Origin of the sequence: Streptomyces sp. URMC 127 (genome assembly GCF_051386535.1) — a bacterium.
Lineage (GTDB): Bacteria > Actinomycetota > Actinomycetes > Streptomycetales > Streptomycetaceae > Streptomyces.
In genome coordinates this window covers 1-16,643 of the sequence record NZ_JBPQTW010000152.1, presented here as the reverse complement: position 1 = coordinate 16,643, position 16,643 = coordinate 1, and the positions used below count along the sequence as shown (strand labels likewise).

Annotated in this window: 11 protein-coding genes, 3 tRNA genes and 1 pseudogene; 4 read left to right on the top strand and 11 right to left on the bottom strand. The window is 74.0% G+C overall.

Going from position 1 to position 16,643, the window contains the following annotated elements; translation table 11 throughout:
- Positions 1–314: 314 nt before the first annotated feature.
- The 6 genes and pseudogenes from ACSNOH_RS25030 to ACSNOH_RS25005 all read right to left on the bottom strand — a co-directional run bounded on the left by ACSNOH_RS25030 (position 315) and on the right by ACSNOH_RS25005 (position 3,814).
- Positions 315–1,817, bottom strand: coding sequence for an MFS transporter (locus ACSNOH_RS25030; RefSeq protein ID WP_436723676.1), 1,503 nt, complete (start codon positions 1,815–1,817; stop codon positions 315–317).
- A 163-nt stretch (positions 1,818–1,980) separates the two neighbouring features.
- A pseudogene (locus ACSNOH_RS25025) lies at positions 1,981–2,234 on the bottom strand (two-component sensor histidine kinase); the annotation flags it as partial.
- A gap of 40 nt (positions 2,235–2,274) precedes the next feature.
- Positions 2,275–3,054, bottom strand: a complete 780-nt coding sequence (locus ACSNOH_RS25020; protein WP_436723675.1) for a response regulator transcription factor — start codon at positions 3,052–3,054, stop codon at positions 2,275–2,277.
- A gap of 180 nt (positions 3,055–3,234) precedes the next feature.
- A tRNA-Met gene (locus ACSNOH_RS25015) sits at positions 3,235–3,308 on the bottom strand.
- Between the two features lie 29 nt (positions 3,309–3,337).
- Positions 3,338–3,410, bottom strand: a tRNA-Arg gene (locus ACSNOH_RS25010).
- A 313-nt stretch (positions 3,411–3,723) separates the two neighbouring features.
- A tRNA-Ser gene (locus ACSNOH_RS25005) sits at positions 3,724–3,814 on the bottom strand.
- Between the two features lie 216 nt (positions 3,815–4,030).
- Between ACSNOH_RS25005 and ACSNOH_RS25000 the strand changes: the two genes are divergently transcribed.
- A complete protein-coding gene (locus ACSNOH_RS25000) occupies positions 4,031–4,507 on the top strand; it encodes an SSI family serine proteinase inhibitor (RefSeq protein ID WP_436723674.1) in 477 nt (158 codons plus the stop codon).
- Between the two features lie 299 nt (positions 4,508–4,806).
- The gene (locus ACSNOH_RS24995) at positions 4,807–9,177 is read left to right on the top strand and encodes a PAS domain-containing protein (protein WP_436723673.1); all 4,371 of its coding nucleotides are present in this window, start codon (positions 4,807–4,809) and stop codon (positions 9,175–9,177) included.
- A 151-nt stretch (positions 9,178–9,328) separates the two neighbouring features.
- Here the strand turns inward: ACSNOH_RS24995 and ACSNOH_RS24990 are convergent, their stop codons facing one another.
- Positions 9,329–9,973: a TetR family transcriptional regulator gene (locus ACSNOH_RS24990; protein ID WP_436723672.1), complete on the bottom strand. Its 645-nt coding sequence runs from the start codon at positions 9,971–9,973 to the stop codon at positions 9,329–9,331.
- A 102-nt stretch (positions 9,974–10,075) separates the two neighbouring features.
- Here ACSNOH_RS24990 and ACSNOH_RS24985 point away from each other — a divergent pair, with 102 nt between their 5' ends.
- Positions 10,076–11,200 (top strand): MFS transporter, encoded by a 1,125-nt coding sequence (locus ACSNOH_RS24985; protein WP_436723671.1) that lies wholly within the window; start codon positions 10,076–10,078, stop codon positions 11,198–11,200.
- 197 nt (positions 11,201–11,397) lie between these two features.
- Here the strand turns inward: ACSNOH_RS24985 and ACSNOH_RS24980 are convergent, their stop codons facing one another.
- Complete coding sequence (locus tag ACSNOH_RS24980; RefSeq protein ID WP_436723670.1) at positions 11,398–13,056, bottom strand: long-chain fatty acid--CoA ligase; 1,659 nt, start codon at positions 13,054–13,056, stop codon at positions 11,398–11,400.
- Between the two features lie 426 nt (positions 13,057–13,482).
- Here ACSNOH_RS24980 and ACSNOH_RS24975 point away from each other — a divergent pair, with 426 nt between their 5' ends.
- Positions 13,483–13,770 carry a hypothetical protein gene (locus tag ACSNOH_RS24975; RefSeq protein ID WP_436723669.1) on the top strand — a complete coding sequence of 96 codons (288 nt, stop codon included), beginning with the start codon at positions 13,483–13,485 and terminating at the stop codon, positions 13,768–13,770.
- Between the two features lie 265 nt (positions 13,771–14,035).
- Here the strand turns inward: ACSNOH_RS24975 and ACSNOH_RS24970 are convergent, their stop codons facing one another.
- The 3 genes from ACSNOH_RS24970 to ACSNOH_RS24960 all read right to left on the bottom strand — a co-directional run.
- Complete coding sequence (locus ACSNOH_RS24970; protein WP_030366730.1) at positions 14,036–14,575, bottom strand: SigE family RNA polymerase sigma factor; 540 nt, start codon at positions 14,573–14,575, stop codon at positions 14,036–14,038.
- Between the two features lie 277 nt (positions 14,576–14,852).
- Positions 14,853–15,686, bottom strand: a complete 834-nt coding sequence (locus ACSNOH_RS24965; protein ID WP_436723668.1) for a DUF1906 domain-containing protein — start codon at positions 15,684–15,686, stop codon at positions 14,853–14,855.
- A gap of 53 nt (positions 15,687–15,739) precedes the next feature.
- On the bottom strand, positions 15,740–16,643 hold a 904-nt coding region (locus ACSNOH_RS24960; protein WP_436723667.1), incomplete at its 5' end, for a thiolase C-terminal domain-containing protein.

Below are 16,643 nucleotides of genomic sequence, written 5' to 3'. Positions count from 1 at the left end.
GTGTGTGGTTGTTCGCCGTTGCGGCGGTGCCGAAACCACCCCAGGCCAGCCCGGCACCGCCGACCCCCGCCGCGAGGGCTGATCACCGCCGCGGCGGACAAAAACTCCGGGGCGGCGCCCCGGAAACACCCCCGCCGCCCGTGGAAACCGGGCCCACCCCCGCGGAGCCCGGCCGGCAGGGCCGCAGGCCCCGAAACACCCCCCGCCGCAACGGCGAACAACCACACACCACCAACCCGGCGGTGCCGAAACCACCTCAAGGACGGTCCGGCACCGCCGACCCCCGCCGCGGCGGATAAGGGCTCCGCGCCGGGCTACCGCGCCCGTTCCGCCCTCCGCAGGAGGACCGCCGCGGTGAGGCCGCCCGCCAGGACCGCCGCCGCGCCGACCAGCTGACTGCTGTGGACGCCCGTGGCGAACGCGTCGGCGATCGCCGCACGCTCCCCGTCCGTACGGGCCTCGGCCAGCGCCGCCGGCAGCGACCCCGCCCCCGCGGCCACCGCCGGCAGCAGCGCCGCGAAGCGCGAGTTGAGGACGGCGCCCAGCACCGCGACGCCCAGCCCGTTGCCGCACTCCTGGAGCGTGCCGTTCACGCCGGCGCCGACACCCGCCTTCTCCGGCGGGATCGCGGACATGATCGCCGTAGCCATGGCGGGCATGGACAGCGCGATGCCGATGCCCATCAGCACGAGCCCGAAGAGCATCCCGCCGTACCCGTCGGCGCCCAGCACCGCGATCGCCGCGAGCCCCGCCGCGAGCAGCCCCATGCCGCCGGCGATGGCGACGGGCGTGCCGACCTTCGGCAGGAGCCGCGCGCCGACCCCGGTCAGGTTGAGGACGACGATGACGAGCGCCAGCGGCGACATCCGCAGACCGGTCTCCAGCGGGTCGTAGCCGAGGACGAGTTGCAGGTGCTGGGTGAGGAGGAAGAAGGACCCGCCCATGCCGAAGGCGACCAGGATGGACCCGGAGACCGCGCCGACGAAGCGCCGGTTGCGGAAGAAGGCCATGTCGAGCATGGGGTAGGGCGCCCGCCGCTCCCACACCGCGAACGCGGCCAGCACCACCACGCCGACGCCCGCGGAGACCTGCACCCGCGCGGACGTCCAGCCGTGCCCCGGCCCGGAGATGATCGCGAAGGTGACCCCGGTCATGCCGATCGTGGACAGCAGCGCACCGAGCAGGTCGGGCCGCTCACCGGCCGGGTTCTTGGACTCCGGCACCCACTTGAGGACGGCCAGCAGCCCGAGCAGCGCCACCGGCAGGTTGATCAGGAAGATCGAGCCCCACCAGAAGTGGTTGAGGAGCGCGCCGCCGATCAGCGGCCCGGCGGCGAAGCCCAGCGAGCCCACCGCGCCCCACAGCCCGATCGCCTTCGTCCGCTCGGCCTCGTCGAAGACCTGGACGACGACGGCGAGGGTCGTGGTCATCAGCAGCGCACCGCCGACGCCCATGCCGGCCCGCGCGGCGATCAGCTGCCCGGTCGTCTCGGACAGGGCACCGCCGAGGGAGCCGATCCCGAAGAGCGCGAGCCCGGCGGCGAGCAGCTTCTTGCGGCCGTAGCGGTCGGCGGCGCTGCCCGCGGTGAGCAGCAGTCCGGCCTGGACCAGCGAGTACGCGTTGATCATCCACTGGACATCGGACGTCGCGGCGCCCATCTCCTCGGTGAGGGAGGGGATCGCGACGGTCAGCACGGTGTTGTCGAGCAGCACGGTGAGCTGGGCGAGGCAGATCACGCCGAGCACCAGCCAGCGCGTGGGATTGCGCTGCGGCAGCTCCTCCGCAGCGCTCGGTGATTCCTTGGTCGGCGCGGTCATGCGAGATCCCCCTTGTACGGTGTACGAGTCCGTGTCGTCGTACACCGTACAAGAGCTCCTCTACGCCGTACAAGCGGGTTTTCTACGAGACCTCCACCGGCCGCGGCAGCGCGCTCGCGGGAGGCACACCGCACGGTGACCGGCGTCCCCGTCGGCGTGGGCGCTCGCGACTCGCGTCGGCGACGAACTGCCGCACCCGCGCCCCGCGCCCCAGTCCCCTGACGTACCGTCAGCGTCGAACCCTCGTGCCCCAGCATGCGGTTGAGCGCGCCGCACCGACCTGCCCGTCCTCGGTCCGCGGATCGGCCTCGGCCTCCGGCACCCGCTCGTGCAGCGCACTTGGCCCTCGTGCAGGGGGAGTTCGGAGACCTTCGTCGCCGTCGCCGCCACCCTCGCGGCTCGCCGCGCCGCGGGTCCGGCGGAGCGGGGCAGGCGCAGCCGGGCGGGTGGCGCCGGCTCACGCCGGCGAGGCCGGCTTGATGAGGTAGCCGGCGCCCCGCCGCGTGTGGATCATCGGCTCCCGCCCGGCGTCGATCTTCCGCCGCAGGTACGAGATGTACAGCTCGACGACGTTGGCCCGGCCGCCGAAGTCGTACGACCAGACCCGGTCGAGGATCTGCGGCTTGCTGAGGACCCGGCGCGGGTTGCGCATGAGGAAGCGCAGGAGCTCGAACTCGGTCGCGGTGAGGTGGATGCCGGTGCCGCCGCGCGAGACCTCGTGGCTGTCCTCGTCCAGGACGAGGTCGCCCACGGTGAGGACGGAGCGGGGGCGCGGCGCGACGGCGCGGGCCCGGCGCAGCAGCCCGCGCAGCCGGGCGACGACCTCCTCCAGGCCGAACGGCTTGGTCACGTAGTCGTCGCCACCTGCGGTGAGCCCGGCGATGCGGTCCTTGCCGGAGTCCTTGCCGGAGTCCTTGCCGGTGAGGAAGAGCACCGGCACGCCGGGGCGTTCGCGGCGCAGCCGGCCCAGCACGGTCAGCCCGTCCAGGTCGGGCAGCGTCACGTCCAGGACGACGGCGTCCGGCGCGAAGTCCCGCGCGACCCGCACGGCCTCGGCGCCGCCCGCGGCGGACCGCACCTCCCAGCCCTCGTAGCGGAGGGCGAGGCAGAGCAGCTCGGCAAGCGACGCCTCGTCGTCCACGACGAGGACGCGAACAGGGCCGCCGTCCTCACGCAGGAGAGGAGCGGCGGCTGTGGAGGAGGAAGCGGCTGGGGAGAGGAAGGGGTCGGCCGTCATGGTGACGAGGGTGCGAGCGGCGCGTGAGAGGCAGCTTTCGGCTCCCTGTGATTCTCCTGAGAATCCCGCCCGGCCGTGAGCGCGACCGGAACCCTCCGGATCCCTCCAGAGCCCAGTCCTCCGGACGCGCCGGAATACGCCGCAGGCCCGGTACCTGAGGTACCGGGCCTGCGGTCTTAGTAGCGGGGACAGGATTTGAACCTGCGACCTCTGGGTTATGAGCCCAGCGAGCTACCGAGCTGCTCCACCCCGCGACGGTCGGGAGTCCGAAGACTTCCGGCTGTGCGCTCGGCAGGATTCGAACCTGCAACCTCTTGATCCGTAGTCAAGTGCTCTATCCGTTAAGCTACGAGCGCTCGGCTTCCCGGCGTTTTCTTGCCGGTCGGCGTTGCGTGGACAACATTACATGAACTCCGCCGCCACGCGAAATCCATTCCCCATACGACCTCTGACCTGCGGAAACGACATTCGGAGGCCCCTGGTGGACGATCGGGACGAACGATCGGGACGAACATCGGGACGGCCGTCCGGGAGAGGCGATCGGGGGACGACCGGAGGAGCAGCCGCTACCGGAGGAGCAGCCACCCGCCCCGTCCACCCGCTGCCCCCACCACCCGCAAACGCGAAAGCCCCGGTCGTCTCGGGGACGACCGGGGCTCACCGGTGCTGCGGAGGCGGAGGGATTTGAACCCTCGATGGGCTTTAAGGCCCAAACCGCATTAGCAGTGCGGCGCCATAGACCGGACTAGGCGACGCCTCCAGCCCACCCGTACGCATACGAGTGGTGCGATGCAGATGATGGCACAGTCTCCTGCCCGCTCACCAATCGCACCCCTACGGTACCGGGCTTTCACCGGGCGGGGCAAAGACGTTTTCCGGAGCGCAACGCGTTGCCGCCCGGCGCGTTAGAAGGGTGAAGGGATCGGCCGGGCCCTGCGCGCCCCCGGTCCGCCTCGCCTGCCCCCGGGAGTCACGCATGCCGCTCCGCCGTATCGCCCTCGCCGCCGTCGCTCTGGCCCCGGCGGCCCTGCTCGCCGTCCCCTCCGTCTCAGCCGCCGCACCGGCCTCCGGGCTCCCCATGCCTCCGTCGAACCCCGAGGGCTTCGATCACCTCACCGTGACCGTCAGCCACAACGGCAGATTCGACGGCAGCGAGACCTCCACCTATCTCTACTGCCATCCGGACGGCGGCACCCACCCGCGCGCCCGGGAGGCGTGCCGCCAGATCGACGGCCAGACCACCTGGGGCAAGGACCCCTTCGCCCCCGTCGCCGAGGGCGCGGTCTGCACGATGATCTACGGCGGCCCGCAGCGGGCGCGCGTCACCGGCCAGTGGGCCGGCCGCCCCGTGCGGGCCGAGTTCAAGCGGACGAACGGCTGCGAGATCGACCGCTGGGAGAAGTTCTCCCGCCTGCTCGGCACCCCGGTGCGGGGCTGGCCGGGGATCCGCTGACCGCCCGCCGGCACCGCGTCCGGCACGCCGGCCGGCCCCCTGCCGACCGGCCGCAGGCCGCCTGCCGGCCGACCGCTATGTCCACCACTATGTCCACCACAAGGTCTGACACATAAGACATGTCGGGCCTGCGGCAGACGCCCCACGGCGCCCGTACGGCGCGCCTCGCCGCACGTCTCGTCCGCCGCCGCGCCCGCCCCGGCAGCCCGTAGACTGCGCTCCAGTGACACGCCACGGCGCGGCGGCCAGCCCGCCCGGCGCGGTCTGCAAGATGCGGTAACCAGGGAGGAAGCGTCGTCGTGAGCAGCAGGCCATCCCGAGGCGCTGCTCGCCTCGCAGCCATACTCGACGCCCTCCCCGACGCCCTGTTGCTCGTCAACTGCAACGGCACGGTCGTCAACGCCAACCACATAGCGCTGGAGACCTTCGAGGTCCCCGGCACGGGCCTGGTCGGCCGCGGACTGCTCTCCCTGCTGCCCGACTTCGACTCGCGGCGCATCCCCGGTTCGATCCGTCCTCCGGACGGCGACGCCCGCACCAAGCCCACGCGCATGATCGCCCGGCGCACCGACGGCTCGCAGTTCCCCGTCGAGGTGACGAGCGCGAACCTGGAGGACGGCCGCACCCCGTACGCCGACCACCAGCCCTACACCGGCGACGAACTCCTCATGATCGTCGTCCGTGACCTCACGGGCACGCTCGACACCGAGGCCGAACTCGCCCGGCAGCAGCGGCAGACCGAGATGATCCTGCGCGCCGCCGCCGAGGGCGTCGTCGGCGTCGACACCGCGGGCAAGATCGTGCTGCTCAACCCCTCCGCCGCGCAGATCCTCGGCTACCGCGCCAGCGATCTCGGCGGGAAGGAGCTGCACCCGCTGATCCACCACTCCCGGCCGGACGGCACGCCGTTCCCGTACGAGGAGTCCCCGGTCTGCGACACGCTGCGCTCGGGGCGCAAGCACCGCGTGCGCGGGCAGGTGCTGTGGGCCAAGGACGGCCGGGCGGTCCCGGTCGACCTCACCACGGCCCCCGTGCGCGACGGCGACCAGCTCGTCGGCGCCGTGATGACCTTCACCGACCGCCGCCCGTACGACGCGCTCGCCGCGCGCCACGCCCAGCTGCAGGCCGTCCTGAAGGAGTCGCTGCGCGGCCCCCTGGAGCAACTGCGCGCCGAGCTCGGGACCCTGGCCGCCGACCCGGCCGGCCAGCTGTGGCCCGAGGCCAACCAGATCCTGCACCACCTCTCCGCCGGGTACGCCCGGATGACCACCCTCGTCGACAACGTCCTCGCCTACCAGCAGCTGGACGCCGGCGAGGCCAAGCTGGAGCGGGAGACGGTCGCGCTCGACGAGGTCGTGGCCGCGGGCGTCGAGGGCGCGGTCGAGCTGATCGGGCCCGGGCGGGCGCAGTTCGCGGTGCACGCGCCCGCGATCGAGGCCGAGGTCGACGCGGAGCGGTTCGCGCAGGCGCTGGCCCACCTGATCGCGGACGTCGCCGGCGTCGACGCCACGGGCAACGCCCCCGCGGGCGGCGCGCCCTCCGGCGACTCCACGATCGTCGTGGCGGCGGCGCAGCGCGGCGAAGTCGTACGGATCGAGGTGCGGGGGCCCTACGCGGGCGGCGATCCCGTCCACGAGCCGATCGTGCGCGGCATCGTGCGCGCGCACGGCGGCGTGCTGCAGACACACGACGTGCCGGGCGCGTCCGGCGGCAGCGCGTACGTCCTGGAGGTGCCCGTCTCCGCGAAAGGCGGGCCGGTGAGCCCCGCCGCCACGGAGCGGCGGTCCGCCACGGACACCATGAACGCCACGACCGTCATGCCGGTGCCGTCCCAGCGGGCGCGCGGCACGGCGGAGGCGGGCGGGGGTGCCGCTCCGGCCGCCGGTTCGGCTGCTCCCCCGGCTGTTGGTTCGGCTGCTGGTTCGGCTCGCGCTGCCGGTCCGGCTCCGGCTGGCCCGGTTCCGGCTGGTCCGGCCGGCGTCGGGGCGCAGGGTGGCGGGCGGCGGGCGCGTCGCGGGGTGGACGGCGAGACTCCGGGTGACGGTGGCGCGGCACAGCAGTCCGTGCAGACCGCGCAGACCGCGCAGGCCCCCCAGTCCCCTCAGGCCCCCCAGCAGTCCCCTCAGCAGAGCGATGACACGCCGCCCACGGGGCGGCGGCGCGCCAAGCCGCGCACCGACGAGGAAGCCGTGCCGACTGACGGCGAGGGCGTGCCCGGGGCGCGCTCCAACCGCCACGGGCGGGGCGGTGCGGCGGATGCCGCCGCGGGCCCTGGTGGCGACGGCGACGCGAGCGGGCTCGTACCGCCGCAGGCCCAGGGCGCACCGGCCGGCCCCACGGGCCGACGTGCGCGCCGCGAGCAGCAGCCGCAGCAGCAGGCATCGCCGCAGGCGGAGGGCGCGCCGCGGACGGCGTTCGCGCTGCCGCCCGCCGAAGCGGACCGCACTCCGGAGTCCGCCCCGGCGGCGGCCCCGACGGGCCGTCGTGCCCGGCGGGCCCTCACGGATTCACCGGAGCGCCCGATTCCGGGCCAGTCCACGGGAGAGCCCGCGGGGCCGCGGACGGCGTTCGCCCTGCCGCCCGCGGAGGCGGACCGCCCGCAGGGCGCGGGCGCGGCCCCGGCGGCGACCGGCCTGCCCGGCGCCCCGCGCAAGCCCGCGGACGACGAGGCCCCGGCGGGTGCGGTGCACGCGCACCCGGAGCGGGGTGAAGCGGGACGGTTCGCGGCCGCGGCCGGCCCGGCGCCGTTCCCGGGCGCCGAGGGCGTACGGGGCGGCCCCGCGCCCACGCCTGCCGGAACCCCTCACCCGGGCCAGGGCGGCACTTCCGCGTTCCTCGGCCAGGACGCCCCGGCAGCGGGCGGACCGCGCCCCGGGGCGGCGCCCGCGCCGTTCCCCGGACTCCCCGGACAGGCCTCCGGGCCGAATGCCCGGAACGAGGCACCGCCGGCCTTCCCCGCCCAGGGCGGCGAGCCCGTACCCGCGAGCGCCGGGAACCGCCCGGCCCCGCACCCGGGCCAGGGCGGCACCTCGGCCTTCCTCGGCCAGGGCACCCCGGCAGCGGGCGGACCCCGGCCCGGGGCGGCGCCCGCGCCGTTCCCCGGACAGGACGCCCCGGCCGCTTCCGGCGCCGGCCACAGCGGGCAGCCGGCCCCGCGGGCGCCGTTCCCGGGTCAGCACGGCCCCTCGCCCGTCACGCCCGTCAGCCAGCACGGCCCCGCGCCCGTGGGCGGCGGCGGTGGCACGTCCGCCTTCCTCGGCCAGGACGCCCCGGCCGCCCCCGGCGCCGCGGCGGCTCCCGCGCCCGGCCCCGACGCGCCCGCGCCCGCCGCGCCGGGTGCCGCCCCGCAGGCCGGTGCCCCGAGCGGTCCGTCCCCGTACCCGGGTGGCGTGCCCGCGGCGGCCGCGCCCGAGGGCGAGAGTGCCCGCCCCGCGCCGGGCGGCACGGGCGCCCCTGCCGACCAGACCGCCGCAGGCGTTCCCGCCCCGACGGGCCGCCGCCGGGCCCGCCGCCCGCTCGCCGAGGAGCCGGGCGCGGCAGCGGCGCAGGGCGGTTCGGACACGTCCGGGCGGCCGATCAGCGTGCGCGCGCTGGGCCAGGCCGCGCCGTTCGCCCAGCCCGGCCAGGAGCCGGCGCCGGCCGGCGGTTCGGGCCGTCGCCGGCGGCTCGGCAACCCGGCCGAGGGCGACCGCGAGCGCACCCCGCAGCAGGAGCCGGACCAGGCGCACGCCCAGACGCAGGCGCAGGCACCGCGCGCGGCCGCCGCGGCCCCGTCGGCCCCCTCCGCGGTGCCGTCGCGTCCGCCGCTGCTCGACGCCCAGGAGGGCCGGGCCTTCGCCATAGGAGCACCGGACGAGGGTTCGGAAGGGCCGGAGCCCCTCGACGGCCCCAACAGCGCGGTCGAGGTGATGAACGCCCCGCGCCGCCCGATGGACGACGAGCTGCCCCCCGAGCCGCTCGACAACCCGCGCCGGCTCCTCGTATGGCCCGCCCCGGACCCGTCCACGGAGGCGGCGCTGACCGAGCGCGGCTACCGCCCGGTGCTCGTGCGCTCGCGCGAGGAGGTCGACGCGCAGACGGCGGCCTACCCGGCGGCGCTGTTCGTGGACCCGCTGACCGGACCGATCACCCGCACCGCGCTGCAGTCGCTGCGCGAAGCGGCCGTCTCGGCCGAGGTCCCGGTGCTGGTGACGGCCGGGCTCGGGCAGGCGACGCGCGAGGCGGCCTACGGCGCGGACCCGGCGGTCCTGCTGAAGGCGCTGGCGCCGCGCGACAGCGAGATGCACCCGCCCCGCGTGCTCCTGATCGAGGAACACGAGCCGGTCGCGGACGCGCTGACGGCGACTCTGGAGCAGCGCGGCATGCAGGTGGCGCGCGCGGCGACGGACGCCGAGGCGGTGACGCTCGCGACGCAGGTGCCGCCGAACCTGGTGGTGATGGACCTGATGCAGGTGCGCCGCCGGCGCGCGGGCATCGTCGACTGGCTCCGCGGCAACGGCCTCCTCAAGCGCACCCCGCTGGTCGTCTACACCTCGGCCGGAATCGTCGACCCGACCCAGTTCTCACGCCTGGCCTCCGGGGAGACGGTGCTGTTCCTGGCGGAACGCTCGACCAGCGCGGAGGTACAGGGCCGGATCGTGGACTTGCTGTCGAAGGTTGGAACGGACTGAGGCGAGCGGGCCGGTAGTGGCAGCCTGAGCGGCCGGCAGGCGGGGCGACGGGCTGCAGGTCAACGGGCCTGCAGGTCCAAAGGCCTACGGGTCGACACGCCTGCGGGTCGACCGGCCTGCGGGGCCGCGGGCCGACCCTCCGCCTCCCGGGTCAGCCCTCGGCTGCGACCGATCCCGCCTCCTCGGTCGTCCCGTCCTCCCCGACCGGATCCCCGACCGGCCGGGTGATCCGCGCTGCCGCCGTCCGCACGGACTCCCTCAGACCGGACAGGTCGTCCTCCGTGCCGCCGACGAGCAGCCTGCGGAACTGGGGAACGGCCGTGGCCCACCCGGCCAGCGCGCTGATCATGAAGAGCAGGTGCCGCGGCGGCAGCCCCTTGTCGACGCGCCCCTTCTCCTGCGCGGCGGCGAAGGCCGCGGCCTTGGCGTCGTAGCGGTCGCGCCGCTCCGCCTCGTGCGGGATCTCACCGTTCCCGTACTCCAGGCCCTCCCACAGGAGCAGCCGCACCAGCTCGGGGTGGGCCCGGTGGTACGCCATGAGGCGGTCGACATAGCAGTCGGGGTCGTCGGCATCCACGGGCACGGCGGAGGCGAGCTCCAGCAACGCCTGCTGGAGGACCTGCGAGAAGAGCTCCGCCTTGTCGCCGAAGTAGGCGTAGATGAGCTGCTTGTTCGCCTTCGCCTCGCGGGCGATGCGGTCGACGCGCGCACCGGCGATGCCGTGCGCCGCGAACTCGGCGGTGGCCGCGGCGAAGATGCGCGCCTTGGTGGCCTCGGGATCCCTCACTGCTGCCATGCACCCAGCGTAACCAACTATTCGGTTGACAGCACGTTCTGTTTCACGTGAAACTTGCAACCAACCAGTTGGTTACAGCACTGCCAGGGGGACCCGCCACTCATGCCGACACCCACACGCACGCCCGCACCCGTAGACGCCGTTGACGACGCCATAGGCGCCCCGGGCACCAAAGACGCCGCAGTCGCGGGCTGGATCGCCTCCGTGGCCCAGCTCGGCTACGCCGTCGGCCTGCTGGTCTTCGCCCCGCTCGGCGACACGGCCGACCGCCGCCGGCTCGTGGCCGTGCTCTCCGCGGTGGCCGGCGCGGCCCTCGTCGCGGCCACGGTCGCGCCCGGCCTGCCCGGACTGGCCGCGGCCGTCCTCGTGGCCTGCGCCGCGACGGTCGTCCCGCAGCTGCTCGTGCCGCTCGTCGCCGAGCGGGCGCCCGCCGACCGCCGCGGGCGGCACGTGTCAGTGGTCGTGGCGGGGCTGTTCACGGGCATCGTCGCGGCCCGCGTCCTCGGCTCGGTCGCCGGTCAGGCGTACGGCTGGCGCGCCGTCTTCCTCGGCGCTGCCGCACTGACCGTCGCCATCGGCCTGCTGACCGCCCTGCTCCTGCCCGCCGAGACCCGCCCGCGCCGCGCCTCCCGGCCGCTCAAGGCCATCGCCGCGCTGCCGGGCGTGCTGCGCGGCTCCGCCGACCTGCGCGCGGCGTGCCTGCGCCAGGCCGGGCTGTTCGGGGCCTGGAGCTCCCTGTGGACGTCGCTCGCGCTGCTGCTCACCGGGGACGAACCGTTCCACCTGTCGACCGCGTCCGCCGGCCTCTTCGGCCTGTTCGGCCTCGTGTCGACCGCCGTCGCCCCCGTGTCCGGCGCGCTCATCGACCGCTTCGGCGCGCCACGGCTCGTCACCGCGGCGTACGCGCTCACGGTCGTCTCGCTGCCGCTGTTCTGGCTGGGCGGACACCGGCTGTGGGCGCTGTGCGCGGGGGCCGTGTTCATCCACGCCGGACTGATGGCAGGTCAGGTCGCCAACCAGACCCGCGCACTGGCCTCGACCGGCACCCCGGCCATGGCCAACACCGCCTACGTCGTCACGGCGTTCGCCGGCGGTGCGGGCGCGTCCGCCCTCGCGGGCTCCGCGTACGCCCACTGGGGCTGGAACGGCGTCTGCGCCATCGCCGCCGCGGCGGTCGCCCTCGGCTGGGCGGGCGGCGCACTCATCAGCCGCCGCACCCGCGGCTGACGGCGCGACGCGCACGCCCGCTCAACCCCTGGGAACGCCCCCGAGCGGCACGTAACACGTAAGGAGCCCGGTCCCACGGGACCGGGCTCAGGGCAGGGCGCCCGACTGCGGAGGGCCGGTGGCCAGGGCCTCCCGGCGCGGAAGGCAACCGGCCAGGCCGGACTGCCTGCCGCCCGGCCCCGGCTCCCGGCCAGGGCTCACGCCCCCAGCACGGTGACTTCCAGCTCGCCGTCCGCGTACTGCTTGCGCAGCACCTTCTTGTCGAACTTGCCGACCGACGTCTTCGGTACGGTCACGACCGACGCCCACCGTTCGGGCAGCTGCCAGCGGGCGACCCGCTCGCCGAGGAACGCGCGCAGCGCGGCGTAGTCCGCTGACCTGCCGTCCTTGAGGACGACGGTGGCGAGGGGGCGCTCGCCCCACTTCTCGTCGGGGACGGCCACGACGGCCGCCTCGGCAACATCCGGGTGGGCCATCAGGTGGTTCTCCAGCTCGACGGAGGAGATCCACTCACCGCCGGACTTGATCACATCCTTGGCGCGGTCGGTGAGGGTGAGGAAGCCGTCGGCGGTGATCGTGCCGACGTCGCCCGTGCGCAGCCAGCCGTCCGGGCTGAACTTGTCCTCGGGGCGGAGCGGTTCGCCCGCGGCGCCGCCGTAGTACGCGCCCGCGATCCACGGCCCGCGTACCTCCAGCTCGCCGGCCGACTTGCCGTCCCAGGGCAGGATCTCCCCGCCGGGGCCGGCGAGCCGGGCCTCGACGGAGGAGGGCAGGCGGCCCTGCGTGACGCGGTACGGCCACTCCTCCTCTTCGCTCAGGCCGGCCGGCGGGTAGGCGACGGAGCCCAGCGGCGAGGTCTCCGTCATGCCCCAGGCCTGCACGATCCGTACGCCGTGGCGCTCGTAGAAGCCCTGCATCATCGCGGGCGGGGCGGCCGAGCCGCCGCTGATGACCGTGCGCAGTGAGGACAGGTCGCGCGGCCGCGCGTCGAGCTCGGCGAGCAGCCCCGCCCAGATGGTGGGGACGCCGGCGGAGACCGTGGGCCGCTCGGAGGCGATCATCTCGGCGAGCGGCGCGGGCTGCAGGAAGCGGTCGGGCATCAGCAGGGACGTACCGGCCATGAAGGCGGCGTGCGGCAGGCCCCAGGCGTTGACGTGGAACATCGGCACGACGGGCAGGCAGGTGTCGGCGGGCGTCAGGCCGAACGCCGCCGCGGCGTTGACCTCCATCGCGTGGAGGTAGACCGAACGGTGGCTGTAGAGCACGCCCTTGGGCTCGCCGGTGGTGCCGGAGGTGTAGCAGAGGGCGGCGGCCTGCCGCTCGTCCAGCTGCGGCCAGTCGTAGCCGGAGACGGGGCGGCCCGCGAGCAGTTCCTCGTACTCGTGCACGCGCGGGCGGCAGCCCTCCAGCACGGAGCGGTCGCCGGGGCCGGAGACGATCACGTGCTCGACGGTGGGGAGGTGCGGCAGGAGCGGCGCGAGCAGCGGCAGCAGCGAGCCGTTGACGAGGACCACGCGGTCGGCGGCGTGGTTGACGATGTAGACGAGCTGCTCGACGGGCAGCCGCAGGTTCAGCGTGTGCAGGACGGCGCCCATGGAGGGGATCGCGAGATACGCCTCCAGGTGATCGCTGTTGTTCCACATGAGGGTGGCGATCCGCTGGTCGCCGGTCACCCCGAGCTCGTCGCGCAGGGCGTGGGCCAGCTGCACGGACCGCTCCGCGACCTCCCGGAAGCTGCGCCGCAGCGGCTCTCCGTCCCCGGTCCAGGTGGTCACCGTGGCGCCCCCGTGCACGAGCGCGCCATGGGCGAGGATGCGCGTGACTGTGAGCGGTACGTCCTGCATCGTGCTCAGCACCGGGGCCCTCCCGAAGACCTGGTACGGCGTGTGTCGTCCGCTGATTGTGCTGGGGTATCTCGCGGTAAGTCACTACCCCGGGCCTGCCCGGACGACGTGATCGGGACAACGCGGGGCGGTGCCCCCGGGGCCCGCCGGCTGCGGAAATCCCTGCCGGGCAATTAGTCATATTTCCCGCAACGTCAACGATGCGAGCGCGCGGATGTACCCGCGAACGGGTGAATTCCTCGATGACCCGAAGAGTGGAAAACCTATCGGCGCAGGCCCGGAAAACAGCCCGTGAGCCCCTGCGGAAACACCCGTCAACGACGCCGGGAACTGCCCCGGTACGACGGGGGGCCACCGCTGTACCGGCCATAGCCTGAACGCCCCGCGGCCTCTTCAAAAACTCGCGGGGAATCCGCATCCCCAACCCAGGAGATTGACATGACCACGAACGATGACCCCCCTGCTCAGGGGCCGGGTGCCGACATCGTGCGCACCCGGGAGCCGAGGCTCCGCCCCGGCGGCCAGGGCCTCGACCGGGCGATGACGAAGCTCGCCGCAACCGTCATCTTCGTCTCGCTGATCCACAGCTCCAAGATGGAGCCCCATGCGGCGGGCCTGCTGACCGTGGAGATCGTGACCAGCATCTGCCTGATCCACTCCGCCGGACCCGCCGTGCGGACCGGTGGAACGAAGGCCAAGCAATTGCTGCGCACAATCACCAGCTAGCCGCCCTCCCTATTGATCATATCGTCGTCGCCTCTGTTCGAGCCGGACATCCGATCCGGTTCGAACGGAGGCACATCCATGCGCAAATATGGAGTATCCCCGCCGGGTGAACGACATGGTGGCAGCAAAGGCAGCGGCGCGCGAGCAACGATCCACCCATTCGAGGGAAGTGTGACGAGTACGCCACCCTTCGCCACCCTTCGCCATGCTGCGCCATGGTCCTGGACCGTACTCAGCCGTGCCCGGGACCGACCGGCCCGCTCCCCTACGCCGCGCAGGCCAGCTCCGGGTCCTCGCGGAGCTTCCCGAGCGCCCGGGAGACGGCGCTCTTGACCGTGCCGACGGACACGCCGAGCAGCTCGGCCGTCTGCACCTCGGTGAGGTCCTCGTAATACCTGAGGACGACCATGGCCCGCTGCCGCACCGGCAGCCGCAGCACGGCCCGCCACATCGCGTCGCGCAGCGCCTGCTGCTCGGCGGGGTCCGCCGAGGGGGCCGCGTCGGGCTCGGGCAGCTCGTCGCAGGGGAACTCCTCGACCTTGCGCTTGCGCCACTGCGAGGTGCGGGTGTTGACCAGGGCACGGCGTACGTAGCCGTCCAGGGCCCGGTGGTCCTCGATCCGCTCCCAGGCCAGGTAGGTCTTGGTGAGCGCGGTCTGCAGCAGGTCCTCCGCGTCGCACGGGTTCGAGGTCAGTGAGCGGGCGGTGCGCTGCAGCACCGGACCGCGTGCCCGTACGTAGGAGGAGAACGACGGGTACACGGCGGTGGATGCGCTGGTGCACACAGGCGTCGTGGTTGCTGTCATGCTTCAACGCTAGGAGCGCACCTGTACCCGGCGGATCGCCCGCAGGTGCCGAAGCGCGGTCCGCCTCAGGTCGTACGGGTGGGGCTGCCCCCACCTCCCGGAGGGGGAGAGGACCGGGGGGCGGGTCGGAGACGGCTCCGCCCCTCCCGGCCGCCCCCTCCCCGCTCAGTCGATCCTGCTCAGTCGATCCCGCTCAGACGATCCCGCTCAGTGGGTCCCGCTCAGTGGATCCCGCTCAGTCGATCCCGCTCAAACGATCCCGCTCAGTGGATCCCGCTCAGTCGATGATCGCGACCGGCGCGTCCACCAGGTTACGGTCGACGGTCAGCTTCCGCCCGCCGTGGGACTCGGTGATGTTGCCCTTGTACTGGTGGATCCGGCGGTGCGGCTGCCACGCGGTCCGCCCGATCGCCGGCTCCTCGTCCGTCGTGGGCCCGACCCGCCAGCGCGCGAACCACAGGACCTCCGGCAGCGCCGTCGTGCCCGAGCGGCGCGCCCGGTCCATGTGCCGCACGCCCGACTCGGCGCTGCTGTAGAAGCCCGGCAGGTAGCCGGCGCTGCGCACGGCCGTGGCCCAGCCGCGGATGAAGTTCAGCGTCGTACGGGCGCAGTCGCCGTCCTTGTCGTCGTACGCCTCCATGTCGAGGTAGAGGGGGCTGTGGATGTCGATGCCGAGCCCGGAGGCGCGGGAGACGGCCTCCTCGCCCTCCGACTGTCCCTGGTCGAAGGGGTAGGAGCCGATCGGGTAGCCCTTCTTGTTGGACGCCCGCACGCAGGGCGACTGGGAGCCCACGTAGATCGGCAGGATGCGCCAGCCGAGGTCGTCGGCGCCCTCCAGCCACCGCTCGCTCAGATACGTCTGCCGCGGGCAGGCGCGGGCGCGGCCGGCGAAGTAGACGCCGACGGCACGGTAGTCCGACGACTTCCACGCGCTCAGCGTGGTGAGCGCCGGGGCCTGGCAGGTGTCGAAGCCCCAGCCCTTGAAGACGGACGCCCCCTCGTTCCGCGGATCGCCCCGGTCACCGGCGCCCGCGGGCTCGGCGACGATCAACTGGGCCACCACCGCCATAAGGGCGAGGAGATATCCGATGATCTTCCTTCGTCGGTCCATACCCGGAGTCAAAGGCGCCGGGGACCGGCGCCGTTCCGTGACACGCCCTCGGTTCATCCGTCTGCCCCGAGAAGCAGCCCGGACGTGGGAACTCCGGTTCCTGCGGTGACCAGCACCCGCGCGGCGCCCGGCACCTGGTTCACCGCGGTGCCCCGCACCTGCCGCACCGCCTCCGCGATGCCGTTCATCCCATGGAGGTACGCCTCCCCCAGCTGGCCGCCGTGCGTGTTCAGCGGCAGGACGTCCGACGCCACGAAGGCGCCGCCCTCGCCCGGCCCACAGAAGCCGAACTCCTCCAGCTGCATCAGCACGTACGGGGTGAAGTGGTCGTAGAGGACGGCGACGTCGATGTCCGCGGGCCGAAGGCCGCTGCTGCCCCACAACTGCCGGGCCACGACGCCCATCTCGGGGAGGGCGTCGATGTCGTCCCGGTAGTAGCTGGTCATCTGCTCCTGCGCGCGGCCGGCGCCCTGCGCGGCCGCGACGATAACGGCGGGCGGGTGGGCGAGCGTGCGGGCCCGCTCGGTGGAGGTGACGACCAGGGCCTGGCCGCCGTCCGTCTCCTGACAGCAGTCGAGCAGCCGCAGCGGCTCCGCGATCCAGCGGGAGGCGCCGTGGTCGGCGAGGGTGATCGGGCGGCCGTGGAAGTACGCGGCCGGGTTCTTTGCGGCGTACCGGCGGTCGGTGACGGCGACGTGCCCGAAGACCTCCGGCTCCAGGCCGTACGTGTGCAGGTAGCGGCGGGCGGCCATGGCGACCCAGGAGGCCGGTGTGAGCAGCCCGAACGGCAGCCCCCAGCCGAGCGCCGCGCCCTCCGCCGAGGGTTCGCGCGACTGCACCCCGGCGCCGAAGCGGCGGCCCGAGCGCTCGTTGAAGGCCCGGTAGCAGACGACCACCTCGGCGAGGCCGGCGGCGACGGCGAGCGCGGCCTGCTGCACGGTGGCACAGGCCGCGCCC